This is a genomic window from Streptomyces sp. NPDC048462, assembly GCF_043200175.1.
GTDB lineage: Bacteria > Actinomycetota > Actinomycetes > Streptomycetales > Streptomycetaceae > Streptomyces.
Genome location: NZ_JBICXG010000001.1, coordinates 16,321 through 40,058, shown reverse-complemented (window position 1 = coordinate 40,058; position 23,738 = coordinate 16,321). Strand labels below are relative to the sequence as shown.

General features: G+C 71.7%; 20 protein-coding genes. 14 read left to right on the top strand and 6 right to left on the bottom strand.

All coding sequences use genetic code 11. From position 1 onward, the window contains the following. Positions 1–91 precede the first annotated feature (91 nt). Positions 92–490, bottom strand: coding sequence for a hypothetical protein (locus tag ACGFU6_RS00155; protein ID WP_393607052.1), 399 nt, complete (start codon positions 488–490; stop codon positions 92–94). Positions 491–644: 154 nt separating this feature from the next. Next, positions 645–1,874: an acyl-CoA dehydrogenase family protein gene (locus tag ACGFU6_RS00150; protein WP_393607050.1), complete on the bottom strand. Its 1,230-nt coding sequence runs from the start codon at positions 1,872–1,874 to the stop codon at positions 645–647. Positions 1,875–2,046: 172 nt separating this feature from the next. Here ACGFU6_RS00150 and ACGFU6_RS00145 point away from each other — a divergent pair, with 172 nt between their 5' ends. Beyond that, positions 2,047–2,697: a TetR family transcriptional regulator gene (locus tag ACGFU6_RS00145; RefSeq protein ID WP_393607048.1), complete on the top strand. Its 651-nt coding sequence runs from the start codon at positions 2,047–2,049 to the stop codon at positions 2,695–2,697. Between the two features lie 22 nt (positions 2,698–2,719). Here the strand turns inward: ACGFU6_RS00145 and def are convergent, their stop codons facing one another. After that, complete coding sequence (gene def / locus ACGFU6_RS00140; RefSeq protein ID WP_393607046.1) at positions 2,720–3,274, bottom strand: peptide deformylase; 555 nt, start codon at positions 3,272–3,274, stop codon at positions 2,720–2,722. 246 nt (positions 3,275–3,520) lie between these two features. On the opposite strand from def, the gene ACGFU6_RS00135 reads away from it, so the two are divergent. From ACGFU6_RS00135 to ACGFU6_RS00090, 10 genes are all read left to right on the top strand, one after another. Further along, entirely contained in the window at positions 3,521–6,094 is a 2,574-nt protein-coding gene (locus ACGFU6_RS00135; RefSeq protein ID WP_393607044.1) for a Pls/PosA family non-ribosomal peptide synthetase, read from the top strand. Continuing rightward, positions 6,091–8,610: an amino acid adenylation domain-containing protein gene (locus tag ACGFU6_RS00130; protein WP_393607042.1), complete on the top strand. Its 2,520-nt coding sequence runs from the start codon at positions 6,091–6,093 to the stop codon at positions 8,608–8,610. The genes ACGFU6_RS00135 and ACGFU6_RS00130 overlap by 4 nt, the downstream gene beginning before the upstream one ends. 27 nt (positions 8,611–8,637) lie before the next feature. Further along, entirely contained in the window at positions 8,638–9,672 is a 1,035-nt protein-coding gene (locus tag ACGFU6_RS00125; RefSeq protein ID WP_393607040.1) for a TauD/TfdA family dioxygenase, read from the top strand. Next, positions 9,669–10,739 (top strand): 2,3-diaminopropionate biosynthesis protein SbnB, encoded by a 1,071-nt coding sequence (sbnB, locus tag ACGFU6_RS00120; RefSeq protein ID WP_393607038.1) that lies wholly within the window; start codon positions 9,669–9,671, stop codon positions 10,737–10,739. The genes ACGFU6_RS00125 and sbnB overlap by 4 nt, the downstream gene beginning before the upstream one ends. A 52-nt stretch (positions 10,740–10,791) precedes the next feature. After that, positions 10,792–11,787 (top strand): 2,3-diaminopropionate biosynthesis protein SbnA, encoded by a 996-nt coding sequence (sbnA, locus tag ACGFU6_RS00115; protein WP_393607036.1) that lies wholly within the window; start codon positions 10,792–10,794, stop codon positions 11,785–11,787. A gap of 366 nt (positions 11,788–12,153) precedes the next feature. Continuing rightward, the gene (locus ACGFU6_RS00110; RefSeq protein ID WP_024493337.1) at positions 12,154–13,392 is read left to right on the top strand and encodes a MurT ligase domain-containing protein; all 1,239 of its coding nucleotides are present in this window, start codon (positions 12,154–12,156) and stop codon (positions 13,390–13,392) included. Positions 13,393–13,426: 34 nt separating this feature from the next. Continuing rightward, positions 13,427–14,155 carry a type 1 glutamine amidotransferase gene (locus tag ACGFU6_RS00105; RefSeq protein WP_024493336.1) on the top strand — a complete coding sequence of 243 codons (729 nt, stop codon included), beginning with the start codon at positions 13,427–13,429 and terminating at the stop codon, positions 14,153–14,155. A 143-nt stretch (positions 14,156–14,298) separates the two neighbouring features. Continuing rightward, positions 14,299–15,324, top strand: coding sequence for a 6-phosphofructokinase (locus tag ACGFU6_RS00100; protein ID WP_123528581.1), 1,026 nt, complete (start codon positions 14,299–14,301; stop codon positions 15,322–15,324). A 119-nt stretch (positions 15,325–15,443) separates the two neighbouring features. After that, on the top strand, positions 15,444–16,394 hold the full coding sequence (locus ACGFU6_RS00095; protein ID WP_393607033.1) for a cytochrome c oxidase assembly protein: 951 nt from the start codon (positions 15,444–15,446) through the stop codon (positions 16,392–16,394). 66 nt (positions 16,395–16,460) lie between these two features. Further along, positions 16,461–16,619 (top strand): hypothetical protein, encoded by a 159-nt coding sequence (locus tag ACGFU6_RS00090; RefSeq protein ID WP_037778359.1) that lies wholly within the window; start codon positions 16,461–16,463, stop codon positions 16,617–16,619. A 34-nt stretch (positions 16,620–16,653) separates the two neighbouring features. Here ACGFU6_RS00090 and ACGFU6_RS00085 read toward each other — a convergent pair whose 3' ends face one another. Beyond that, complete coding sequence (locus ACGFU6_RS00085) at positions 16,654–17,064, bottom strand: SSI family serine proteinase inhibitor (RefSeq protein WP_393607031.1); 411 nt, start codon at positions 17,062–17,064, stop codon at positions 16,654–16,656. Positions 17,065–18,102: 1,038 nt separating this feature from the next. On the opposite strand from ACGFU6_RS00085, the gene ACGFU6_RS00080 reads away from it, so the two are divergent. From ACGFU6_RS00080 to ACGFU6_RS00070, 3 genes are all read left to right on the top strand, one after another. Further along, entirely contained in the window at positions 18,103–20,229 is a 2,127-nt protein-coding gene (locus ACGFU6_RS00080) for a glycoside hydrolase family 6 protein (protein ID WP_393607029.1), read from the top strand. Positions 20,230–20,434: 205 nt separating this feature from the next. Continuing rightward, entirely contained in the window at positions 20,435–21,148 is a 714-nt protein-coding gene (locus ACGFU6_RS00075) for a lysophospholipid acyltransferase family protein (protein ID WP_393607027.1), read from the top strand. 64 nt (positions 21,149–21,212) lie between these two features. Then, positions 21,213–22,262 carry an NAD-dependent epimerase/dehydratase family protein gene (locus ACGFU6_RS00070; RefSeq protein ID WP_393607025.1) on the top strand — a complete coding sequence of 350 codons (1,050 nt, stop codon included), beginning with the start codon at positions 21,213–21,215 and terminating at the stop codon, positions 22,260–22,262. Positions 22,263–22,274: 12 nt separating this feature from the next. Here the strand turns inward: ACGFU6_RS00070 and ACGFU6_RS00065 are convergent, their stop codons facing one another. Beyond that, entirely contained in the window at positions 22,275–23,048 is a 774-nt protein-coding gene (locus tag ACGFU6_RS00065) for an urease accessory protein UreD (RefSeq protein ID WP_393607023.1), read from the bottom strand. Continuing rightward, complete coding sequence (gene ureG, locus ACGFU6_RS00060) at positions 23,045–23,722, bottom strand: urease accessory protein UreG (protein ID WP_393607021.1); 678 nt, start codon at positions 23,720–23,722, stop codon at positions 23,045–23,047. The genes ACGFU6_RS00065 and ureG overlap by 4 nt, the downstream gene beginning before the upstream one ends. Between the last annotated feature and the right edge of the window lie 16 nt (positions 23,723–23,738).

The window sequence follows — 23,738 nt, the reverse complement described above, 5'->3', positions numbered from 1 at the left end:
GATCGCCGCCGGCCGCCCGGCGGCACCGGGCGTGGCTCCGTTGGGGTTCGCCGCTCGCCCCGACGGAGTCCCGAAGCAGTTCGAAGACGGCTCAGGCGTGGCTGAGCAGAAGCGAGCCCTTGGGGTAGGTGACGCCGCCGTCCACGTTCGTCACCTGGACGCTCACGGGCGTGCCCTCCTTGATGTCGCCGCTCTTCCACGGGCTGCAGTAGGGGGAGTTGTGACCGCGGGTGCTCGCGACCCGGTCCCAGGTCCCGTTGCGGCCGATGTCGAGCTTCACCTCGATGCCCCAGCCGTCCGCGCTCGTGTCGCAGGCACGGATCGAGTCGCCGGGGATGCCGCCGGAGGGGTCGGGGTTCCACTCGCCGTACCCGCCGAAACTCGCCGCGACCGACTTCGGCGCAGCCGCGGCCGTGCCCTGCGCGGCTACGACGAGGCCGAACGCCGCGACGGCGGCGGCCAGGACCCGCCCTCCGGTGGACTTCAGCATGTGCGTTCCCCTCCATCGGCCAGTCACGATCTTCACCGGGAATCTACAGGGGCATGGCAGGTGCACACCATCCGCCCAGCACAGACGACCGGCCCCCGTCTCCCGCCGGTGCGGCGGGAGACGGGGGCCGGGACGCGCGGGGCCGGTCCGGGTGTCAGCGGATGGGCATCCCCGACAGCGTGCGGGCGATCACGAGGCGCTGGATCTCGCTGGTGCCCTCGAAGATCGTGTAGATCGCGGCGTCCCGGTGCATCCGCTCCACCGGGTACTCACGGGTGAAGCCGTTGCCGCCGAGGATCTGGACGGCCTGGGCGGTGACCTCCTTGGCGGTCTCGCTCGCGTACAGCTTGGACATGGAGCCCTCGGCCGACTCGAACGGCTTGCCGGCGGCCGCCATCCAGGACGCGCGCCAGACCAGCAGCCGGGCCGCGTCGATCCGCGTGCGCATGTCGGCGAGCTGGAAGGCGATGCCCTGGTTGTCGATGATCGGGCGGCCGAACTGGGTCCGGGTCTTCGCGTAGTCGAGCGCGACCTCGTACGCGGCACGGGCGGTGCCGACGGCCATCGCGCCGACGGCCGGGCGGGAGGCCTCGAACGTGGCCATCGCCGCGTTCTTCACCCGCTCGCCGCCGCCGGAGGCGGCGCGCTCGCGGGCCCGCGCGATGCGCTGGTCGAGCTTCTCCTTGCCGCCGAGCAGGCAGTGCCCCGGCACGCGGACGTCCTCCAGGACGACCTCGGCGGTGTGCGAGGCCCTGATGCCGTGCTTCTTGAACTTCTGGCCCTGGGAGAGCCCGGGAGTACCCGGCGGCACGATGAAGGAGGCGTGCCCCTTGGAACCCAGCTCCGCGTCCACGACCGCGACCACGACATGGACGTTGGCGATGCCGCCGTTGGTCGCCCAGGTCTTGGTGCCGTTGAGCACCCACTCGTCCTTCGCCCGGTCGTACACCGCACGGGTGCGCATCGAGGCGACGTCGGAGCCTGCGTCGGGCTCGGAGGAGCAGAAGGCGGCGACCTTCACATCGTTCGCGTCGCCGTACATCTGCGGGATCCAGGTGCCTATCTGCTCCTCGGTGCCGTTGGCGAGGACGCCGACGGCCGCCAGGCCCGTACCGACGATGGACAGGGCGATGCCCGCGTCCCCCCAGAACAGCTCCTCCATCGCCATCGGGATGCCGAGGCCGGTCGGGTCGAAGAACTGCTGGGCGTAGAAGTCCAGGGAGTAGATGCCGACCTTGGCCGCCTCCTGAATGACGGGCCAGGGCGTTTCCTCACGCTCGTCCCACTCCGAAGCGGCCGGACGGATAACATCCGCGGCGAAGCCGTGAAGCCAGTCACGGACCTGCTTCTGGTCGTCGTTGAGCTCGAGCGTGAACTCGGCCATTTTCCCCTCCACGTACTGCTGTCAAAAACCATTCGTTACTTGCGGTAACAACAGTCTGTTACCGGCAAGTAGCCTCTGTCAACCGGTCAGCCGCAGATCCGCGCGCCGCTGGGCAGGGTGTTACGTTGCGCAGGCAGGACGGAAAAGCACGGCCAGGGGTGGGAGAAACAGCATGGAGACCACACGACAGGCCGAGCGACAGCGGACCGCGGCCGAGCGCCGCCGCCGCGAGTTGCTCGAGGCCGCCGACCGCGTGGTGCTCAGGGACGGCCCCGGGGCCTCGATGAACGCCATCGCGGCCGAGGCCGGCATCACCAAGCCCATCCTCTACCGGCACTTCGGCGACAAGGGCGGCCTCTACCGCGCCCTCGCGAAACGGCACACCGACGCACTGCTCAGCGCCCTGCGTGCGGCACTCGACGCCCCCGCCGACCGGCGCGCCCGGGTCGAGGCGACGCTCGACACCTATCTGGCCGCCATCGAGGCCCGCCCTCAGGTCTACCGCTTCCTGATGCATCCGTCCGACGACGCGGCGCCCCCGTCCGAGCAGGGCTTCGACGTGGGACGCCACTCGGCCCCGCTGCTGCGCCGGCTCGGCGAGGAGCTCGCCGCGGTCATCGCCGAGCGGGTGGACCTCGGCCCGGACAGCCAGGTCATGGCCCGGATCTGGGGCCACGGCATCGTCGGCATGATGCACGCGGCGGGTGACTGGTGGCTGGGCGAACGCCCCTGCTCGCGCGCCCAGTTGGTGAGCAGCCTGGCCGATCTGCTGTGGGGCCGGCTCGCCGCGGCGGGCGACCGCCCCGGCGGCCCCGGGTTCTGAGGCCGCGAACGACGCCGCGCGGTCAGCCGGTCCGCCCCCAGGGCGCCCGGCGGGCCGCGCGCAGCGCCCGCGTCCGCCGCAAGCCGGTCAGCCGGTCGGTGTAGACGGTGCCGTCGAGGTGGTCGCACTCGTGCTGGAGGCAGCGGGCGAAGAAGCCGGTGCCGCCGACCCGCACCGGCTCGCCCCCGAGCGTGACCCCCTCGACGACCGCGTGGTCGAAGCGGGGCGTGCCGGCCTCGATGCCCGGCAGCGAGAGGCAGCCCTCCGGGCCCCGCACGGTGATCCCGTCGGCCTCGACGAGCACGGGGTTGACGAGGTGCCCCAGGTGCCGGACGTCCTCGTCGTCGGGGCAGTCGTAGACGAACACCCTCAGCGCAACGCCGACCTGGTTGGCCGCGAGCCCGACGCCGTTCGCCGCGTACATCGTGGCGTACATGTCCTCGACCAGGCGGGCCAGTGAGGGCCCGAAGTCCGTGACGGCCTCGCAGGCCCCGTGCAGCACGGGGTCACCGAGCAGGCCCATGGGCCGGACGAGTCCGGAACTGCCGGGGATCGGGCGGTTTCGCATGGCGGCCATCGTACGGTCCGGAGCGGCATCGAACGCACAGCCGATTCCCGGTGCGGAAACGACCATGCTTGCGTATCCATGGGCGAAATTATGAGATTTCTTCCATATAGGGCAATCCGCCCCTTCTTCGGCCTCGAATTCCTCATAGAGCCACCGAGCGCCGCTCGCATCGGGCCCATTCGGCACCGCGAGCAGCCCGCCACGGGTCGCGTCACCGTGCGTCACCAGTGACCCATCGCCGCGCAGGGAGCCCCCATGCCAGGAAAGCGAGTCGCCACACTGCCACCGGACCTCCGGGAGGACGCGCCCCACGACGGCGCCGCTGTCGTCCCCCGGAGTACCGAAGCGGAGTTCGCGGACGTTCTCGCGGATGTCCTGCACCTCGACCGGGTGACGGCGGACAGTCACTTCTTCGACGACCTGGGCGCCGACTCCCTGATGATGGCCCATTTCTGCGCACGGGTGAGGAAGCGCGCGGACCTGCCGGCGGTCTCGATGCGGGACGTCTACGCGCACCCCACGGCCGGCGGACTGGCGTCCGCCCTGGCCCCCGCCGCGCCCCCCTCCCCCGCCGCGGCCCCTTCGCCCGCGGAGCCCCTGCCCGCCGCCGCGCCTTCGGCGGGCAGGGGCTCCGCTCCCGCGCCGCCGGCCCCCGCGGGCCGGGCGCGGTACCGCCTGTGCGGGGCGCTCCAGCTGCTGTCCTTCGTCGCCTACTCGTGCCTCATCGCCTTCATCACCGTCCGGGGCTACGAGTGGATATCCGCCGGGTCCGGCGTGCTCTCGGGCTACCTCCGCTCGGTCGTGTTCGGCGCCGGGGCCCTGCTGGGGCTCTCGGTGCTGCCGATCGCCGCGAAATGGGTGCTCGTCGGGCGCTGGAGGCCCCAGGAGATCCGCATCTGGAGCCTGGCGTACGTCCGGTTCTGGATCGTGCGGACACTCGTCCGCGCCGACCCGCTCGTCCTGTTCGCCGGATCGCCGCTGTACACGCTCTACCTCAGGGCGCTGGGCGCGAGGATCGGGAAGGGCGTGGTGATCTTCTCCCGCAACGTGCCCCTCTGCACCGACCTGCTCACCGTCGGGGACTCCTCCGTCATCCGCAAGGACTCGTTCCTCTCCTGCTACCGCGCCCATGACGGGCTGATCCAGACCGGCACCGTGACCCTCGGCAGGGACGTCGTCGTCGCCGAGGCCTCGGTGCTCGACATCGGGACGTCCATGGGCGACGGCGCCCGCCTGGCCCACGCGTCCGCCCTGCACCGGGGCCAGTCCGTACCGGCAGGCGAGCACTGGCACGGTTCGCCGGCCCAGCCCGCCGGAGCGGAGTACCAGGTGGTGGGACCTGCGGCCTGCGGCACCCTGCGCCGGGCAATCCACAGCGGCACCCAGTTGCTGAGCGCGCTCCTGGTGTACCTCCCGCTGGCCGTCGGCGGCCTCGGCATGCTGCTCGCCGGGGCGCCGCAGCTCTCGGCGGTGCTGGACCCGGGGCCCACCGTCCTCACCACCTGGGCCTTCTACCGCGACACCCTCGCTGCCTCGTTCGTGCTGCTCTTCGTGATCGTGCCGCTCGCCTTCCTGCTGCTCGCCACCGTGCCCCGGCTGCTCAGCCGCACCATCGAACCGGACAAGGTCTATCCGCTCTACGGCTTCCACTACGGGGTGCACCGCGCGATCACCCTGCTGACCAACCGGCGCTTCCTCACCCGCCTGTTCGGTGACAGCTCCGGCATCGTCCCCTACCTGCGCCTGCTCGGTTACGACCTCTCCCGGGTCAAGCAGACCGGTTCGAACTTCGGTACCGAGGTCAAGCACGAGACGCCGTACCTGAGCTCGGTCGGGACGGGCACGATGGTGGCCGACGGGCTGTCGATCAACAACGCCGAGTTCTCCAGCACCTCGTTCCGCGTGTCCCGGGCCGCCATCGGGGCACACAGCTTCCTCGGCAACAGGATCGCCTTCCCGGCGCGGAGCAGGGTCGGGGACAACTGTCTGCTGGCGACCAAGGTCATGGTCCCGGTCGACGGGCGGACGCGGGAGGGCGTCGGTCTCCTCGGCTCGCCCAGCTTCGAGATCCCCCGGTCGGTCCGGCGCGACAGCAGCTTCGACCGTATGAAGAGCGGCGAGACCCTGAGCAGCGGCCTGGCGGCCAAGAACAGGCACAATGCCGCCTCCATGGGGCTGTACCTGCTGGTGCGGTGGTTCTACGCCTTCGTGGTCACCCTGGTGATGTCGGGTGCCGCGGAGCTCTACACCTCGGTGGGCGCCTCGGCCGTCGCGCTGGGCAATGTGCTCCTCGTCGTCGTCAGCGCCGGGTACTTCGTCCTCGTCGAACGCCTCGTCACGGTGTTCCACGCGCCGGGCCCGCTGTTCTGCTCGATCTACGACCTGCGCTTCTGGCGGCGCGAACGCTTCTGGAAGGTGCCGTCCGAGACGTACCTCCGGATCTTCGACGGGACACCGTTCAAGAGTCTCATCTGGCGTTCGCTCGGCGTCCGGATCGGGCGCGAGGTCTTCGACGACGGCTGCTATCTGACGGAACGCACGATGGTCACCATCGGGGACCACGCCACGCTCAACGCCGGCAGCGTCGTCCAGTGCCACTCGCAGGAGGACGGCACCTTCAAGTCCGCCACCACCACGATCGGCTCGCACTGCACGCTCGGCGTCGGCGCCTTCGTGCACTACGGCGTGACGATCGACGACGGGGCCGCCCTCGCTCCGGACTCCTTCCTGATGAAGGGCGAGTCGGTCCCCCAGGACGCGCTGTGGGGCGGAAACCCCGCACACCAGATCCGGCCGGGCAGCGCCCGGAGCGAGGAGGCGACACGATGAACACGCCCGCACGGACCGCTGCCGAGTACTGGCGCGAGGTGCTGACCGCCGGCGGGTCCACCGCCGTCCCGAGGTGGACGCGCAGCCCGGCGGCGGGCACCGCGATGGTCGAGGAAGCCGTCCCGGACGCCCTGGTCACGGAGTTGAACGCGCTGGCTCGGTCGCTGGGTCTCTCGCCCACCGCGCCGCTGCTGGCCGCCCATGCGAGGGTCCTCGCGGCGCTGTCCGGCGAAGCCGGTGTCACGACGGGGTACGTCCCCGCCGCGGGCGCCGGGCCGTTGCTCTGCCGGCTGACGACCGGTTCCGCGTCCTGGCGGGCCCTCCTGCGCCACGCGGATCGCACCGAGGCGGAGCTGCTGGCCCACCGGCAGTTCCCGGCGGAGGCCCTCGGCCGGGAACTGCGGCTGCCCACCGCGGTGCCGGAGGCGGTCTTCGATCCGGCCGGCGGCGGCGAAATGGCGCCGGACACCGTCTTCAGCGTCGGGTTCCCGCGCCGCGACGGCCGGACCGTACTGCGGCTGCGCTACCGGACCGAGGCGCTCGACGAGGAGGCCGCCACCCGGATCGCCGGCTACCACCTCACCGCGCTGCGGCTGATCGCCGCCGACCCCGAGGCGGAGCACGGCCGGCAGAGCCTCCTGTCGCCCGGCGAACTCCGCCTGCAGCTCGACGGGCTCGCGGGGCCGTACCGGGAGCTGCCCGGCCTCCGCTTCCACGAGCTGTTCGAACAGCGGGTACGCACTCATCCGGACAGCGTCGCGGCGGTCCACGGCGACCGGCGGTGGACGTACCGCGAGCTCAACACCCGTGCCAACCGGCTGGCACACGCCCTGCTGGACGCGGGGCTGACCAGGGAAGGGGTCGTCGCCCTGGTGGCCGAGCGGAGCCTGGAATGGATGGCCGCCGTCCTCGCGATCCTCAAGTCCGGCGGCGTCTACCTCCCCGTCGACCCCCACTTCCCCGCCGGGCGCATCGGCGCCGTGCTCACCCGCGCCGGCTGCCGCCTCGTGCTCACCGAGTCCGGCAGCACCACGACTCTCGACCACGCCCTGAACTCCCTGCCGGACGTACGGACGTTGCTCATCGGCCCGCTCTGCGAGCCCCGTCCCGGAGGCACCGAGTCCGGCACCGGCACCCACACCGGCTCCGACGCCGATTGCGGAGTCCCGGTCGGCGCCGGCGATCTGGCCTACGTCTTCTTCACCTCCGGCTCCACCGGCGAGCCGAAGGGCGCGATGGTGGAGCACGGCGGCCTGCTCAACCATCTCCTCGCGAAGATCGACGACCTGGGGATCGGCGAGTCGGACGTGGTCGCCCAGACCGCCCCCCAGTGCTTCGACATCTCGCTGTGGCAGCTGCTCTGCCCCCTGCTCACCGGCGGAACCACCCTGCTGGTCGGCCAGGAGGACGTCCTGGACGTCCCGCGCTTCCTCGACACGCTGGCCGACGGCCGGGCGGGCGTGGTCCAGGTGGTGCCGTCCTACCTCGACGCCGTCCTGGCCCTCCTGGAACGGCGCCCGCGCGAACTGCCCGACCTGCGCTGCCTGTCGGTCACCGGCGAGGCCCTGAAGAAGGACCTCGTCCGGCGCTGGTTCAGGGCCCGCCCCGCAACAGGGCTCGTCAACGCCTACGGGCTGACCGAGACGTCCGACGACACCACCCACGCGGTCATGCACCGGGTCCCGGAATCCGACGGGGTGCCGATCGGGCGCCCGGTCGGCAACGTGCGCATGTATCTGCTCGACGAGCACCGGAGCCCGGTGCCGCTGGGCGCCACCGGCGCGATCGCGTTCTCCGGGATCTGCGTGGGCCGCGGATACATCAACGACCCGGAGCGGACCCGGGCCGCCTTCCTGCCCGATCCGTACCGCCCCGGGGAGCGGCTGCACCTGAGCGGGGACTACGGCCGCTGGCTCCCCGACGGACAGCTGGAATTCCTCGGCCGCCGGGACAACCAGGTGAAGATACGCGGCTTCCGCATCGAGACCGGCGAGATAGAGAACGCGCTGCTGGCGGTCCCCGGCGTGCGCGACGGCGCCGTCGTGGTCACCGGAGAGGCGGCAGGCCGGGCGAGGCGGCTGATCGCCTTCTGCAGCGGCACACAGCCGTTGCCGGCCGGCTCCGTCGCCGAACGCCTCGCCGAGACCCTGCCCGCGTACATGGTTCCGGCCGCCGTCCACTGGCGGGAGGCCCTGCCACTGACCGCGAACGGAAAGATCGACCGGGCCGAACTGACCCGCATCGCGGCGGAGTCCGGACCACCCGGCGACCCCGGGAGCGAGGCCCTCCCCCGCACCCGCACCGAGCGGCGGCTGGCAGCGGCCTGGTCCCGGGCGCTCGGCGTCCCGCAGGACCGGCTGGGACGGCGGGACAACTTCTTCGACCGGGGCGGCACCTCGCTGTCGGCGGTCGGCGTCGTGATCTCCCTGGACCGGGAGGTCTCGCTCAAGGACCTCGTCCGCCACCCCGTACTGACCGATCTGGCCGCGCTCGTGGACGAACGCGCTGCCCGGTGAACCGATCACCACCTCGAGGAGAGTGACATGACCTCCATCGAAACAACCACCACACCCGAAACGACAACCTCACCGCTCGCCCCGGAAACGGAGTCCGACCACCCCGGCCGGCCCCCGGTGCTGCGGGTCCCGGACACCCAGGACCCGGCCCGCTGGGCCGCCGGTGCGCGCGAACGGCTGCGCGCCGAACTCCTCGCGCACGGCGCGGTCCTGATCCGCGGCCTGGGGCTCCTCGACACGGCCGACGTCGCGGCGGTCCTGGCGCACCTGGCCGTCGAACCGGTGACGGAGCGGGAGGCCTTCGCACCCAGGGAGACCTACGCCCCCGGAGTGCACTCCGCGTCTCCCTGGCCCCCGAACCAGCCGATGTGCATGCACCACGAGCTGAGCTACACGCTCGGCTTCCCCGGACTGCTGCTCTTCGCCTGTCTCACCGGGCCCACCAGCGGCGGAGCCATCTGCCTGGCCGACGCGGCGGCCGTACTCGACGCCCTGCCCCGCGACCTCGTCGAGCGGTTCGAGCGGGAGGGCTGGCTGCTGGACCGCAGCTACAACGACGAGATCGGGGCCACCGTGTCCGAGGCGTTCGGCACCGCCGACCGCGACGCCGTGGAGAGCTACTGCCGCGCCCACGCCATCGACTGGGACTGGCAGCCAGAAGGCGGACTGCGCACCACGCAGCGCCGCAGCGCGGTGGTGCGCCACCCGGCCGACGGACGGCGCTGCTGGTTCAACCAGATCGCCTTCCTCAACGAATGGACGCTCGCGCCCGAGGTGCGGGAGTACCTGATCGACGAGTACGGGCCCGCGGGACTGCCGTTCAACACCCGCTACGGCGACGGCGAGCCACTCGACGAGGAGGCCGTCCGGCTCATCGAATCCGTCTACGCGGACCACTCCGTACGCCTGCCGTGGCAGGCGGGCGATCTGCTGCTCGTCGACAACATCCGCACCGCGCACAGCCGGGAGGCCTACGAGGGACCGCGCGACGTGGTCGTCGCGATGGCCTCGCCCAGCCGGCTGGACACCTGCTCGCCGACGGCCGGGACGGTGCAGCGATGAACACCGCCCGAGACCGCACGAACGGTTGCACCGCACCCGGCGACATCACCGTGCCCTCGTTCGCGGTGATCCCCGGCGGCCAGGTCCGGCGCGCCCTGGAGGGGCGCGAGAAGGACATCGTGGACGTGGTCGAGGCGGCCTACCGGCTGCACGGCGCGGGCCGGACGGTGAACCCGCCCTCCTCGTTCCTGCGCTTCCCGGACCGCCCGACCGCCAGGATGATCGCGCTGCCCGCCTCGCTGGGAGGGGAATCGAGGGTGGACGGACTGAAGTGGATCGCCAGCTTCCCCGGCAACGTGGATGCGGGCGTGCCCCGGGCCTCGGCCGTGCTGATCCTCAACGACCCGGACACCGGATACCCGTTCGCCTGCCTGGAGAGCTCGATCATCAGCGCGACGAGGACGGCGGCATCGGCGGCGTCGGCCGCCGACCGGCTCAGCCGCGGCCGGCCCCGGCCGACCCGCGTCGGGTTCTTCGGAACCGGCCTGATCGCCCGGTACATCCACACCTACCTCGAAGGCTCCGGCTGGTCGTTCGACGACATCGGGGTGTACGACGTGTCCGCGGACAGCGCGGCCGGATTCCGCGTGTACGTGGAACAGTCCGGCAGCGCCGCGGCCGTCACCGTGCACCAGGATCCGCAAGAGCTCATCCGCACGAGCGATCTCGTGGTCTTCGCGACCGTGGCCGGATCCCCGCACGTCAGCGACCCGGCGTGGTTCGACCACAACCCCGTGGTGCTCCACGTGTCGCTGCGGGACCTCGCCCCGTCCGTCCTGCTGGCCTCCACCAACGTCGTGGACGACATCGAGCACTGCCTCAGGGCCAACACCTCCCCCCATCTGACCGAACAGCTCACGGGCAACCGGAAGTTCGTGGACGGCACGCTCGACGACGTCATGGCGGGGCGGGTGGACGTCCCGGCGGACCGGCCCGCGGTGTTCTCGCCCTTCGGTCTCGGCGTGCTCGACCTCGCGGTCGGCGCCTATGTCTACGACGAGGTGGACCGCTCGGGCGAGCTTCGGACCGTGGACGACTTCTTCCACGAACGCCGCCGGTACGGGTGACGGGAGCACCCCCGCAGCACGGACAGCACACCGCCCGGAGGAGGAGTTAGTCGTGTCGGTCATATCCGTTCCCCAGGACTTCAACGAGGAGGATCTCTACGTCGATGTGGAGCCTGTCTTCGGACGCTCGCTGCTCCTCAAGTGCGAGGGTTTCAACTTCGCCGGCTCGATCAAGCTCAAGGCGGCCGCCGAGATGGTGGCGGCCGCCGAGCGCGGCGGCTCGCTGAAGGCCGATTCCGTACTGGTCGAGTCCTCGTCCGGGAACCTCGGCGTCGCGCTGAGCATGATCGCGGCGAGCAAGGGATACCGGTTCATCTGCGTGACGGACTCACGCTGCAACCTCACGACGCGGCTGCTGATGGAGGCACTGGGCAGCGAGGTGCGCAGCGTGGCCGGTGAGGAGGCCAACGGCGGCTTCCTCGGCGCCCGCCTCGACTACGTCCGGAGCCTCTGCGCCGCCGACGAACGGTGCGTGTGGCTGAGCCAGTACTCCAACCCGGCCAACTGGCGGGCGCACTACCTGACGACGGCGCCGGAGATCGCCCGTTCGTTCCCCGAACTGGACGTCCTGTTCGTCGGCGCGGGGACGACCGGAACCCTGATGGGCTGCGCACGCTACTTCCGGGACCTGCGCCTGCCGGTGCGGATCGTCGCGGTGGACACCGTCGGCTCGATGGCGTTCGGCGGCGCACCCGGCCGCAGGATGATCCCGGGGCTGGGCATGAGCATGCGTCCGCCGCTGCTGGACGAGTCGTACGTGGACGAGGTGGTCCGGGTCGAGGAGGCGGACACGATCCGTGCCTGCCGCCGGCTGGCCGGACGGGGCTTCCTCTTCGGCGGCTCGACGGGCACGGTGGTGAGCGGCGCGGTCGACTGGCTGGACCGGCAGGGGGCACGGGAGCTCACAGCGGTGGCCGTGGCACCCGACCTGGGCGAGCGCTATCTCGACACCGTCTACCAGGACACCTGGGTGCGGGACCTCTACGGCCGGGGCCCGCTCGACGCAGCCGGGCCCGTCCCGGCGTCCCCGGGGACGCCCGCCGCCTGAAACGGAGTGACCTCGGTCACGCGTGACGTCGCCCCCGTGCCACGGAGAGCGGGCGCGGGCGGCGCGGCATGACGCGAAGTCAGTTCCTGCCCGCTCGGTGCGGCACTGTCCGGATCGCACGGTCCGGCACCGGCCCGCGTCGCCCCGCTCCGTGCGGCAGCACGACGCCACCGGACCGGACGAAGGCCCCGGCCGCGAGACGCCGGCCCCCTCCCGAGCCGCCCGTATACGGGAATTTCGCGCCGGTGGTACGCCACGCGCCCCACATTCCACCGGAACTCCACGCCCCGAGCGGTGCCGCCGTGCCTCCGCCGCGCCGGACATCGATAGGCTGGGCGCGGACCGATGCAAGGAGGATCTAGGACGATGGCAGGCAACACGGAGCCGTTGTCGCCGCGGGCCAAGCTGGCCGTGACGGCGGGCAAGGCCGCTGCGGCGGTGTCGCGGGCAGCCGGGCGGGGCAGCGGATCGGTGATCGGCGGCCGGGTGGCGCTCAAGCTCGACCCCGACCTGCTCGGGCGGCTGGCACAGCACCTGGACGTGATCCTGGTGTCGGCGACCAACGGCAAGACGACCACGACCCGGCTGATCGCCGAGGCACTGCGGGCCGCGGGCCCGGTCGTGTCGAACGCGCTCGGCGCCAACATGCCCGCGGGCATCACCTCGGCCCTGGCCGGCGGCTCGGACGCGCAGTACGGCGTGATCGAGGTGGACGAGAAGTACCTCGCAGGCGTCGCGCGCGACACCACACCCAAGGTGATCGCGCTGCTGAACCTCTCCCGCGACCAGCTGGACCGGGCGGCGGAGACCCGGATGCTCGCCGAGAAGTGGCGCGAGGGGCTGTCCGGCTCGAAGGCCGTGATCATCGCCAACGCCGACGACCCGCTGATCGTCTGGGCGGCCTCCTCCTCCCCCAACGTGGTGTGGGTCGCGGCCGGGCAGGCGTGGAAGGACGATGCCTGGTCCTGCCCGTCCTGCGGCGGTGTGATGCAGCGCCCCGGCGACGACTGGTTCTGCGGCGAGTGCGGTTTCCGCCGGCCGCCCCCCAGCTGGGTGCTGCACGGCGACTACGTCCTGGACCCGCACGGTTCGGCCTGGCCGATCCACCTCCAGCTGCCCGGCCGCGCCAACAAGGCCAACGCCACCAGCTCGGCCGCCGTGGCCGCCGTCTTCGGGGTGCCGCCCCAGGTCGCCCTGGAGCGGATGTACCACGTACAGGCCGTCGCGGGCCGCTACGACGTCGTCACCTTCCTCAACCGCGAGCTGCGGCTCCTGCTGGCGAAGAACCCGGCCGGCTGGCTGGAGACGTTCTCGCTGATCGACCCGCCGCCCACCCCCGTGATCCTCTCCGTCAACGCGCGCGGCGCCGACGGCACGGACACCTCCTGGCTGTGGGACGTGGACTACACCCAGCTCGCGGGTCACCCGATCTTCGTGCTCGGCGACCGCAAGCTCGACCTCGCGGTCCGGCTCGAAGTGGCCGGTCTCGACTTCCGGGTCTGCGAGAACCTCGACGAGGCCGTGCACCAGGCACCGCCCGGCCGCATCGAGGTCATCGCCAACTACACCGCCTTCCAGGATCTGCGCCGTCGTGTCGGCAACTGACCCCGGCCCCGGCCCCCTCCGGAGAGGACGAAGCATGAGCAACAACAGCCTGCGGCTGGTGTGGGTCTACCCGGACCTGCTGAGCACCTACGGCGACCAGGGCAACGCCCTGGTGGTGGAGCGCCGGGCCCGCCAGCGCGGCCTCGACGTGTCGCGCGTCGACGTGCGCAGCGACCAGCCGGTTCCCACGTCCGGCGACATCTATCTGATCGGCGGCGGTGAGGACCGTCCGCAGCGGCTCGCCGCGGAGCGGCTGCGCCGTGACGGCGGTCTCAGCCGGGCCGCGTCCAACGGCGCGATCATCTTCTCGGTCTGCGCCGGCTACCAGATCCTCGGCCACGAGTTCGTCAACGACCTCGGTGAGCGCGAGCAGGGTCTCGGGCTCCTCGACGTGGTCTCCACCCGCGGCGAGGGCGACCGGTGCGTGGGCGACGTGCTCGGGGACATCGACCCGCACCTCGGGCTGCCGCCGCTGACCGGCTTCGAGAACCACCAGGGCGTCACCCATCTCGGCCCGACGGCACGCCCGTTCGCCCGGGTGCAGTTCGGCCGGGGCAACGGCACCGGGGACGGCACCGAGGGCGCGTACAACGACACCGTGTTCGGTACGTACATGCACGGGCCCGTGATGGCGCGCAACCCGCTGATCGCGGACCTGCTGCTGAAGCTGGCGCTCGATGTGAACGCACTGCCGCCGACCGACGACCGCTGGTACGAGGCGCTGCGCGCCGAACGGATCGCGTCCGCGACACAGCCCGTCTGATGAGGCGAAATTCGCTCAGCTGAGCGGAGTCCAGCAGGCGGACGCCCGGTTCGGTCCCGCCACCCTGCGCCGGTAGGGTGGCGGGATTCCAGCCGGACGACGTGGTCCGGTCGTCGGTCCACGTTGCAAAGGTTTCCCGGGCAATGCGAATTGGTGTGCTCACCTCCGGCGGCGACTGCCCCGGCCTCAATGCGGTCATCCGTTCCGTCGTCCACCGTGCGGTGGTCGACCACGGTGACGAGGTCATCGGCTTCCACGACGGGTGGCGGGGCCTCCTGGAGTGCGACTACCGCAAGCTCGACCTCGACGCGGTCGGCGGCATCCTCGCCCGCGGCGGCACGATCCTCGGCTCCTCCCGGGTCCAGCCCGCGCACCTGCGCGGAGGCGTGGAGCAGGCCAGGGGCCACGTCAGGGACCTCGGTCTCGACGCGATCATCCCGATCGGCGGCGAGGGCACGCTGAAGGCGGCGAACCTGCTGTCCGAGGCGGGGCTGCCGATCGTCGGCGTACCGAAGACGATCGACAACGACATCGCCTCCACCGACGTGACCTTCGGTTTCGACACCGCCGTCGGCGTGGCCACCGAGGCCCTCGACCGGCTGAAGACCACCGCCGAGTCCCACCAGCGGGTCATGATCGTCGAGGTCATGGGCCGTCACACCGGCTGGATCGCCCTGCACTCGGGCATGGCCGCCGGTGCGCACGCCGTCGTGGTCCCCGAGCGCCCCTTCGACATCGACGAGCTGACCGAGCTGGTCGGCCGGCGCTTCTCGGCCGGCAAGAAGTTCGCGATCGTCGTGGTCGCCGAGGGCGCGAAGCCGCGCGAGGGCTCCATGGAGTTCCAGTCCGGCGTCAAGGACATCTACGGGCACGAGCGCTTCGCGGGCGTGGCGACCCAGCTCTCCATCGAGCTGGAGCAGCGTCTGGGCAAGGAGGCCCGCCCCGTCATCCTCGGCCACGTCCAGCGCGGCGGGACGCCGACCGCGTACGACCGGGTCCTGGCGACCCGCTTCGGCTGGCACGCGGTGGAGGCGGCGCACCGCGGCGAGTTCGGCATGATGACGGCGCTGCGCGGCACGGACATCACCATGGTCCCGCTCGCGGAAGCCGTGGAGACCCTGAAGACGGTCCCGGCCGAGCGGTACGCCGAGGCCGAGTGCGTGCTCTGAGCGACACCACCGTCTGAGGACTGCCCCCGGCCGCAACCGCGGCCGGGGGCAGTTCTACTCTGGTCGGGACAACCGGCACGAAACGGGGACGTCCCGGCGCCCCCATCAGGAGTGAACAGATGGATCACAGCGGGCACGGCATGAACATGGATCTGCCGCCGTTCACGCTGGGACGCGGGCTCCAGTTCTCCGCGGACCCGATCTTCCTGATCGGCTGCGTGCTCGCCGTGCTGCTGTACGGATACGCGGTGGCACGGCTGCGCAGACGCGGGGACGGGTGGCCGGTCAACCGGACCGTCTTCTTCGTCATCGGCGTGCTGAGCATCGCCCTGGTGATGTGCACCAAGCTCAACGACTACGGCATGGCCATGTTCAGCGTGCACATGGTGCAGCACATGGTGATCAGCATGCTGTCGCCGATCCTGCTGCTGCTGGGTGCGCCCGTGACGCTCGCGCTGCGTGCGCTGCCGGTCGCGGCGCGTGGCAGGAAGGGGCCGCGCGAGCTGCTCCTGATGCTGCTGCACAGCCGGTACATGAAGGTCATCACGCATCCGGTGTTCACCATCCCGCTGTTCATCGCCAGCCTGTACGGCCTGTACTTCTCGCCGCTGTTCGACTTCCTGATGGGTTCGACGGCCGGGCACCTCGCGATGATGGTCCACTTCCTCGGTGTCGGCCTGGTCTTCTTCTGGCCGATCATGGGCATCGACCCGGGCCCGCACCGCCCCGGCTATCTGCTGCGGATGCTGGAGCTGTTCGCCGGGATGCCGTTCCACGCGTTCTTCGGCATCGCGCTGATGATGGCCTCCCAGCCCATGGTCGAGGTGTACAAGAACCCGGCGGCCTCCCTGGGCATCGACGCCCTGTCCGACCAGAACGCGGCGGGCGGCATCGCCTGGGCGTTCAGCGAGATCCCGTCGGTGCTGGTGCTGCTCGCCCTGGTCTTCCAGTGGTACCGCTCGGATCAGCGGACGGCGAAGCGTTCGGACCGGGCGGCGGACCGCGACGGTGACCAGGAGCTCCACGCCTACAACGCGTATCTCGCCTCGTTGCAGGCGCGCGGACAGTAGCGGCGGACCCGCCTTCCGGGGGACGATGGGGGCAACGGCCGCGCGGCCGACGAGGAGCGTGCGCGCATGTCCGGATCGACGAAGACCATGGGAGTGCTCACCGTAGGGGCCCTGGTGACGGTGACCGGGTACACGGTGGCGCTGGGGAGCAACGGCTGGCTCTGGTTCGGCTGGGTGGTGCTGGGGCTGATCACGATCGGAATGGTCGCCACCCGCGAGACCTGAGGCGGGCGGGGCAGCCCGGCCCCCGCCGAGAGGCTCAGAAGCGGAACACCGGGCCGGTGGCCGCGTCCATCCCGCATGCGTTGGGGTACGTGTGCCGCCAGTCGACGGCCCCGCTCTGCCCGGTGCCCTCGGCGGTGACGGTCACCGGGTCGTACTCGTAGGTGCACGGGCGCGGCTCGCCGGCGAGCGCGTCGAAGTCCCCTCCGGCCGCGTCGAGGGCCGCGCAGGCGCCGGCCGCGTCGGGGTGCCGGTCCTCGGGGGCGGGCGGACAGTGCAGGACGACCCCCCGGATCCAGGTGTTCTCGCTGCCGGAGACGGTGAGGAGGATCCCCGGGTCCTGCGCCGGGGAATGTGCGGCCGCGGCGGGCACGACCGCACCGAGGGACAGCAGGGCCGTAGCAAGGGCGGCGGGGACGGCGGTGGCAAGGGCGGCGCGCACGCGCATGTCGGGCTCCGGGGATGAGTGGCTCGTGGCTGCGGTGGGGGCGGATCAGCCCACCTGTGGCTGCGGGGCGGATCAGTGACTCGTGGCTGCGGGGGCCAGCCCATCCCGGCGCCGCCACCATGACAAGCAGCCGCGCCGTGTACGCCATCGCGCACGCGGATCGGCCCGCGCGAGGACGCCTCGCCGGCGCGCCCCCCGCGGGCACCGGACCGGCTTCCGTCACTCTGCGTGGCGCGCTGTGCGCACTGGGCCGACGCGTACGCGGGCCTCAACCGGCGGCACCCGAGCCCTCGCGTACCGCGCGATCCGGGATCCGACCGCCGCGCGACCCGTCACCGCCACCCCGCCACTCCAGGCCCCCGGGCTGGCGTTACTCCCCCTGCCGCCCGATGACCGTGCGGCGCCGCCCCGCGCCCGGCACGCAGGCGTCCGGCGGCGCGATCCGGGGTGCCCCGGCGCCGGCGCGCATCCCACGCCAGTGCCCGCTCCGTCACGGAACGCATCCGCCCCGAGCCTTGCCGCACCCGCCCCGGAGGCTCCGCGAAGCTGCCTCGACGCGATTGCGAATACCTCCCGCCGGCTCCGGCGCACCTGCCCGATGATCGCCAACAGGGCTTCGCACAGGGCTCGTTCAACGTGTGGCCGAGTTTACGCACCCGTAAGGCAGTTGCGATTTAAGTCTTGACAGGTGCGTATCACCACGCCACTTTGGGAGCGCTCCCACAATCAAGACTTGCACACTCCACCCCCTCCCTTCTCCCCCGATACCGGGCGACGAGACGGGCGCTCCGGGGCGCAGCCGCGCCCCCGGCCCGTTCCGCGCTGCCCGGCAGAGTAATGCGCCGCCGACCGAGCCCCGCCACTCCCCGACTCCCGATGGCGGGTCGCCCATCCGCCCCGCCGTACCCGCCATCGGGGCACCACCGCTCACCACCGACGGGATGCCGCGCCCCGACCACCGGGCCCGCCCCCTGCAACACCCCCACGAACCGTCTGCGGGGAACCTCCCCGGACGTACGAGAGGAGCACGGAGCCGCAATGAGAACCAGAGGCACCATCACGCACGGGCTACGCCGAAGACTGGCCGCGCTCTCCGCCCTGGCCATGGGCGCGGCACTGGCGGTCGCCGTCCCCGCCCCCGCCTCGGCGGCGGCCCGGGTCGACAACCCCTATGTGGGCGCCACGGCATACGTGAACCCCGACTGGTCCGCCAAGGCGGCGGCCGAGCCGGGTGGCAGTGCCATCGCCGACGAGCCGGGATTCGTCTGGATGGACCGCATCGCGGCCATCGAGGGTTCGGCCCAGGCGAAGAGCCTGCGCGAGCACCTCGACACGGCTCTGGACCAGGGGGCCAACCTGTTCCAGGTCGTCATCTACGACCTGCCGGGACGGGACTGTGCCGCGCTGGCGTCCAACGGCGAGCTCGGACCGACCGAACTCGACCGGTACAAGGACGAGTACATCGACCCGATCTCCGAGATCCTCGCCGACCCGGCGTACGCGAACCTGCGCATCGTCACGATCATCGAGCCCGACTCGCTGCCCAACATCGTCACCAACGCGGGCGGTTCGGCCGGTTCCACCGAGGCCTGCGCGACGATGAAGGCGAACGGCAACTACGAGAAGGGTGTCGGCTACGCGCTGCACACCCTCGGCGCCATTCCCAACGTGTACAACTACATCGACGCCGCGCACCACGGCTGGCTGGGCTGGGACTCCAACTTCGTCCCGGCCGCCCAGGAGTTCAAGAAGGCCGCCACCTCGGAGGGGGCCACGGTCTCCGACGTCACGGGCTTCATCGTGAACACGGCGAACTACTCGGCTCTCAAGGAGCCCAACTTCAAGATCACCGACACGGTCAACGGCGCTCAGGTCCGTCAGTCCAAGTGGATCGACTGGAACTACTACACCGATGAGCTGTCGTTCGCCCAGGCGCTGCGCACCGAGCTGGTGAGCCAGGGCTTCGCCTCGAACATCGGCATGCTGATCGACACGGCCCGCAACGGCTGGGGCGGCAGCGGCCGGCCCGTCGGCCCCGGGCCGCAGACCAGTGTGGACGCCTACATCGACGGCGGCCGGGTCGACCGGCGCATCCACGCGGGCAACTGGTGCAACCAGAGCGGCGCCGGCATCGGTGAGCGTCCCACCACCGCCCCGGAGCCCGGCATCGACGCGTACGTCTGGGCCAAGCCGCCGGGCGAGTCGGACGGCAACAGCGCCCCCATCGACAATGACGAGGGCAAGGGCTTCGACCGGATGTGCGACCCCACGTACACCGGTAACGGACGCAACGGCAACAACCTGACCGGCGCGCTGCCGAACTCCCCGCTGGCGGGCCACTGGTTCTCCGCGCAGTTCCAGGAGCTCGTCCGCAACGCCTACCCCGCGCTCGACGGCACGCCCGGCGGTGGCGGCGATGACGACGACACCCAGGCGCCGACCGCGCCCACCGGAGTGACCGTCACGGCGAAGACCAGCGGCAGCGTCTCGCTGTCCTGGACCGCGTCGACCGATGACACCGGGGTGACCGGGTACGACGTGTTCCGCGGCGGAGCGAAGGTGGGCTCCACCACGACCACCTCGTACACGGACACCGGCCTGACGGCCTCGACCGCCTACAGCTACACCGTCAAGGCCAAGGACGCGGCCGGCAACGTGTCGGCGGCCTCCGGCGCGCTGTCCGCCACCACCTCGGCGGGCGGCGGCACCGGAACGGGTGCGCTCAAGGTCCAGTACAAGAACACCGACTCCTCCGCCACCGACAACCAGATCCGGATGGGCCTGCAACTGGTCAACACCGGCAGCACGGCGGTGGACCTCTCCACGGTGAAGGTGCGGTACTGGTTCACCCCCGAGGCCGGGGCCTCCACCTTCGGCACCGCGTGCGACTACGCGGTGACCGGCTGCGGAAACCTGACCCACGGTGTGAAGTCCTCCGGCAGCACGGCGGCCGGTGCCAGCCACTACCTGGAGGTCGGCTTCGGCAGCGGAACGCTCGCCGCGGGTGCCTCCACGGGTGAGATGCAGCTCCGGCTGAACAAGAGCGACTGGTCCAACTTCAACGAGGCGGACGACTACAGCCGTTCGACGGCCACGGGCTACGCCGACGCACCGAAGATCGGCGTGTACGTGACCGGCACGCTCTCCTGGGGCACCGCGCCCTGACCCCTACGTCCGCTCCACCGCCCCCCGTCGGATGTCCGGCGGGGGGCGGTGCCGTGTCCGGCGTGCCGGAGCCGGTGCCGAGGGGCCGGCATCGACTCGCCCGGGGGCGGGTAGACGCGACGACAGCTGCGCATATGGTGTCCTCTGCCGAGAACTCCACTGACCTGCCGAAACGCAGCTGCGGAGTCGAACTGGGAGCCGCCCCGTGTTCTATTACCTGCTCAAGTACGTCGTCCTGGGGCCGCTGCTGCGGCTGTTCTTCCGCCCCGTCATCGAGGGCACGGAGCACATCCCGGCGGACGGGGCGGCGATCGTCGCCGGCAATCACCTGTCGTTCTCCGACCACTTCCTGATGCCCGCGATCATCAAGCGCCGCATCACCTTCCTCGCGAAGGCCGAGTACTTCACCGGCCCCGGTGTGAAGGGCCGGCTGACCGCCGCGTTCTTCCGGAGCGCCGGTCAGATCCCGGTGGACCGGTCGGGGAAGGAGGCGGGGCAGGCCGCGATCCGTGAGGGGCTCGGCGTGCTGAGCAGGGGTGAGCTGCTGGGCATCTATCCGGAAGGCACCCGTTCGCACGACGGCCGGCTCTACAAGGGCAAGGTCGGGGTCGCGGTGATGGCCATCAGGGGGCAGGTGCCGGTGGTGCCCTGCGCCATGGTCGGCACGTTCGAGATCCAGCCTCCCGGCAAGGTCGTGCCGCGCCTCAAGCAGGTCACCATCCGCTTCGGCGAGCCGCTGGACTTCTCCCGTTACGCCGGCCTCGAGGACGAGAAGGCGGCGATCCGGGCGGTCACCGACGAGATCATGTACGCGATCCTCGGCCTCTCGGGGCAGGAGTACGTCGACGAGTACGCGGCCAAGGTGAAGGCCGCCGAGCAGGCGGAACGCCCGGGAAAGTTCCCGAAAATCCGACGCTGACGGCGGATTCGCGGTCGGTGAACCCCGCTGGTCAGGGCCGCGCACCCCTCGTAGCGTGCGGTGCATGACCAACGGACACGCATGGGTGCTTGGAGCGACGGGCCAGATCGGGCGGGCGGCGGTGCGCTCGCTCGTCGAGGACGGCTGGACGGTGACGGCGGCCTCGCGCGGCGGCGGCCGTGACGACCGCTGGGACGCGGGGGTGCGCACGGTCGCGCTCGACCGCGAGGAGGAGGGCGCGCTCGCCGCGGCGCTCGGTGACGGCTGCGACGTACTGGTCGACATGGTCGCGTACGGCGGGCAGCACGCCCGGCAGCTGACGGACCTCGCGGGCCGGATCGGTTCGGCCGTCGTCGTCTCCAGCGGCGCGGTGTACGAGGACGAGCGCGGCCGCAGTTTCGACACCCAGGGCGAACCCGACGGATCGCCGTGCTACCCGGTGCCGATCCCCGAGTCGCAGCCCACCGTCGCACCGGGCAAGACCACGTACGGGACCCGCAAGATCCGGCTGGAGCGGGATCTCCTCGCGGCGGGGGACGCGCTGCCCGTCACACTCCTGCGGGCGGGCGCGGTGCACGGTCCGTACTGCCGCTCGCCGCGCGAGCTCTACTTCGTGAAGCGCGCTCTGGACGGACGCGCCCGGCGCGTGCTGGCGTACGGCGGAAGCTCGCGCTTCCACCCGTTGCACGCATCCAACGCCGCCGAGCTGATCCGGCTGGCCGCCCTGCGGCCCGGTTCCCGGGTGCTCAACGCCGCCGACCCGCAGGCGCCGACGGTCGCGGAGATCGGCGAGGCGGTCGACGCGGTGCTGGGGCGGGAGACCGAGACCGTGCTGATTGCGGGCGCCGCCCCGCCCGACGGTGTCGGCGATTCGCCCTGGGGCGCCCCGCACCCCGTCGTGTACGACATGACGGCCGCCGAACAGGAGCTCGGCTACCGGCCGGTGACGGGCTATGCCGAGTCGCTTCCGGAGACCGTCGAGTGGATCACCGCTCAGCTGGACGGGCGCGACTGGACGGAGGCCTACCCCGCCATGGTTCGGTCCTACGGGACGGGGCTCTTCGACTACGCGGCGGAGGACGCCTGGCTGGAGCGGTACGACCGTACGCGGTGAACGGTCCGTGAGTCAGGCGGGTTCGCCGGTCTTCAGCTCCTCCCGCGCCCGGTCCAGCACGGCACGCAGTGCCCTCGCGTCGGCGGCCACCGCGGTCACCAGCACGGCTGGGCCGGCGAGCCGGGTGAGCACGGCGGTCGGTCCCAGCAGTCTGCTCCCCGGTCCCCGGTCCTCGAACGACGGATCCACGACGAGCAGTTGTCCGACGGCGCGGTGGCCGCCGAGCACGGCCGGACCGTCCCAGCCGCCGGGGGCCCCGGGGCCGTGGGCCGTCTGCTGGTCGAGGAGCGGTCGCCCGGCGCGGCGCACGGTGAGCCTGCTGAACAGGGTGCCGGTGGTCTCGCCGTGGCGGCCGAGTATCTGTTCCTCACGCAGCACCAGGCGCGCGGTGGGGGCGAGTTCGGCGGTGGTACGCATGACCAGTTCGCTGCCGTAGGCGCAGATGAGCTGTTCCGGCAGCCAGTCGATGGCGGCCTCCTCCCCCGCCGTGAGCCGTACCTCGTAGTGGGCGGGTACGTCGCCGGGCCCCGGACCGGGCAGGGCGACGGTGGCCGCGGCCGAGTCGACGGTGAGCCGGGCTCCCGGCTCGGCCCTGACCTCGATGGCGAGCCGGTCACCGCCGAGCGGCCCGCTCATCGCGCCGACGACGGTGACGCGGGCCGATCCGGGCGTCAGGGACCTGGTCCGCCGCGGGGCGAGGGGCCCCTCGCTCTCCAGGACGGGCAGCGAGGTGCCGCCGCGTCCGTCGCGTACGGCGGTGACGCGGGCGGTGGCCCGGACGCTCATGCGTTCCAGGAGGCGAGCAGCCCCCGCACCCAGTCGGCCACCGGCCCGACGCCTTCGCCGGAGGTGAGCGAGGTGAGCAGGACGGGGAGTTCGCCCCGCTGCTCGGCGGCGTCGCGGGCCATCCGGTCGAGGTCGGAGCCGACGTAGGGTGCCAGGTCGGTCTTGTTGATCACGAGCAGGTCGGAGGTGGTGACGCCGGGTCCGCCCTTGCGCGGGATGTCGTCGCCGCCCGCCACGTCGATGATGAAGATCTGGGCGTCGACGAGCCCCTTGGAGAAGGTGGCGGTGAGGTTGTCGCCACCGGATTCGACGAGGATCAGGTCGAGCGGTCCCACCGCGTCCTCCAGGTCCTCGACGGCTTCGAGGTTGGCGGAGATGTCGTCGCGGATCGCGGTGTGCGGGCAGGCGCCGGTCTCGACGGCCTGGATCCGCTCGGGCGGCAGTACCGCGTTGCGCAGCAGGAACGCGGCGTCCTCGCGGGTGTAGATGTCGTTGGTGACGACCGCGAGGGACAGCTGGTCGCGCAGCGTACGGCAGAGCGCGGCCACGGTCGCCGTCTTGCCGGAGCCGACGGGTCCGCCGAGACCGATGCGCAGGGCCCGCCGGGTGCCGTCGGGGCGTGCGGCGTCGGCGCCGACGGCGGCCGGTCCGGAGTGGGAGTGGTCGAGGTGCATGGTGCGGCTCCTGTGC

Coding starts and splice junctions, on each gene's coding strand:
- ACGFU6_RS00155 (WP_393607052.1), bottom strand. CDS start 490: ATGCTGAAGTCCACCGGAGGGCGGGTCCTGGCCGCCGCCGTCGCGGCG.
- ACGFU6_RS00150 (WP_393607050.1), bottom strand. CDS start 1,874: ATGGCCGAGTTCACGCTCGAGCTCAACGACGACCAGAAGCAGGTCCGT.
- ACGFU6_RS00145 (WP_393607048.1), top strand. CDS start 2,047: ATGGAGACCACACGACAGGCCGAGCGACAGCGGACCGCGGCCGAGCGC.
- def (WP_393607046.1), bottom strand. CDS start 3,274: ATGGCCGCCATGCGAAACCGCCCGATCCCCGGCAGTTCCGGACTCGTC.
- ACGFU6_RS00135 (WP_393607044.1), top strand. CDS start 3,521: ATGCCAGGAAAGCGAGTCGCCACACTGCCACCGGACCTCCGGGAGGAC.
- ACGFU6_RS00130 (WP_393607042.1), top strand. CDS start 6,091: ATGAACACGCCCGCACGGACCGCTGCCGAGTACTGGCGCGAGGTGCTG.
- ACGFU6_RS00125 (WP_393607040.1), top strand. CDS start 8,638: ATGACCTCCATCGAAACAACCACCACACCCGAAACGACAACCTCACCG.
- sbnB (WP_393607038.1), top strand. CDS start 9,669: ATGAACACCGCCCGAGACCGCACGAACGGTTGCACCGCACCCGGCGAC.
- ACGFU6_RS00110 (WP_024493337.1), top strand. CDS start 12,154: ATGGCAGGCAACACGGAGCCGTTGTCGCCGCGGGCCAAGCTGGCCGTG.
- ACGFU6_RS00105 (WP_024493336.1), top strand. CDS start 13,427: ATGAGCAACAACAGCCTGCGGCTGGTGTGGGTCTACCCGGACCTGCTG.
- ACGFU6_RS00100 (WP_123528581.1), top strand. CDS start 14,299: ATGCGAATTGGTGTGCTCACCTCCGGCGGCGACTGCCCCGGCCTCAAT.
- ACGFU6_RS00095 (WP_393607033.1), top strand. CDS start 15,444: ATGGATCACAGCGGGCACGGCATGAACATGGATCTGCCGCCGTTCACG.
- ACGFU6_RS00090 (WP_037778359.1), top strand. CDS start 16,461: ATGTCCGGATCGACGAAGACCATGGGAGTGCTCACCGTAGGGGCCCTG.
- ACGFU6_RS00085 (WP_393607031.1), bottom strand. CDS start 17,064: ATGCGCGTGCGCGCCGCCCTTGCCACCGCCGTCCCCGCCGCCCTTGCT.
- ACGFU6_RS00080 (WP_393607029.1), top strand. CDS start 18,103: ATGAGAACCAGAGGCACCATCACGCACGGGCTACGCCGAAGACTGGCC.
- ACGFU6_RS00070 (WP_393607025.1), top strand. CDS start 21,213: ATGACCAACGGACACGCATGGGTGCTTGGAGCGACGGGCCAGATCGGG.
- ACGFU6_RS00065 (WP_393607023.1), bottom strand. CDS start 23,048: ATGAGCGTCCGGGCCACCGCCCGCGTCACCGCCGTACGCGACGGACGC.
- ureG (WP_393607021.1), bottom strand. CDS start 23,722: ATGCACCTCGACCACTCCCACTCCGGACCGGCCGCCGTCGGCGCCGAC.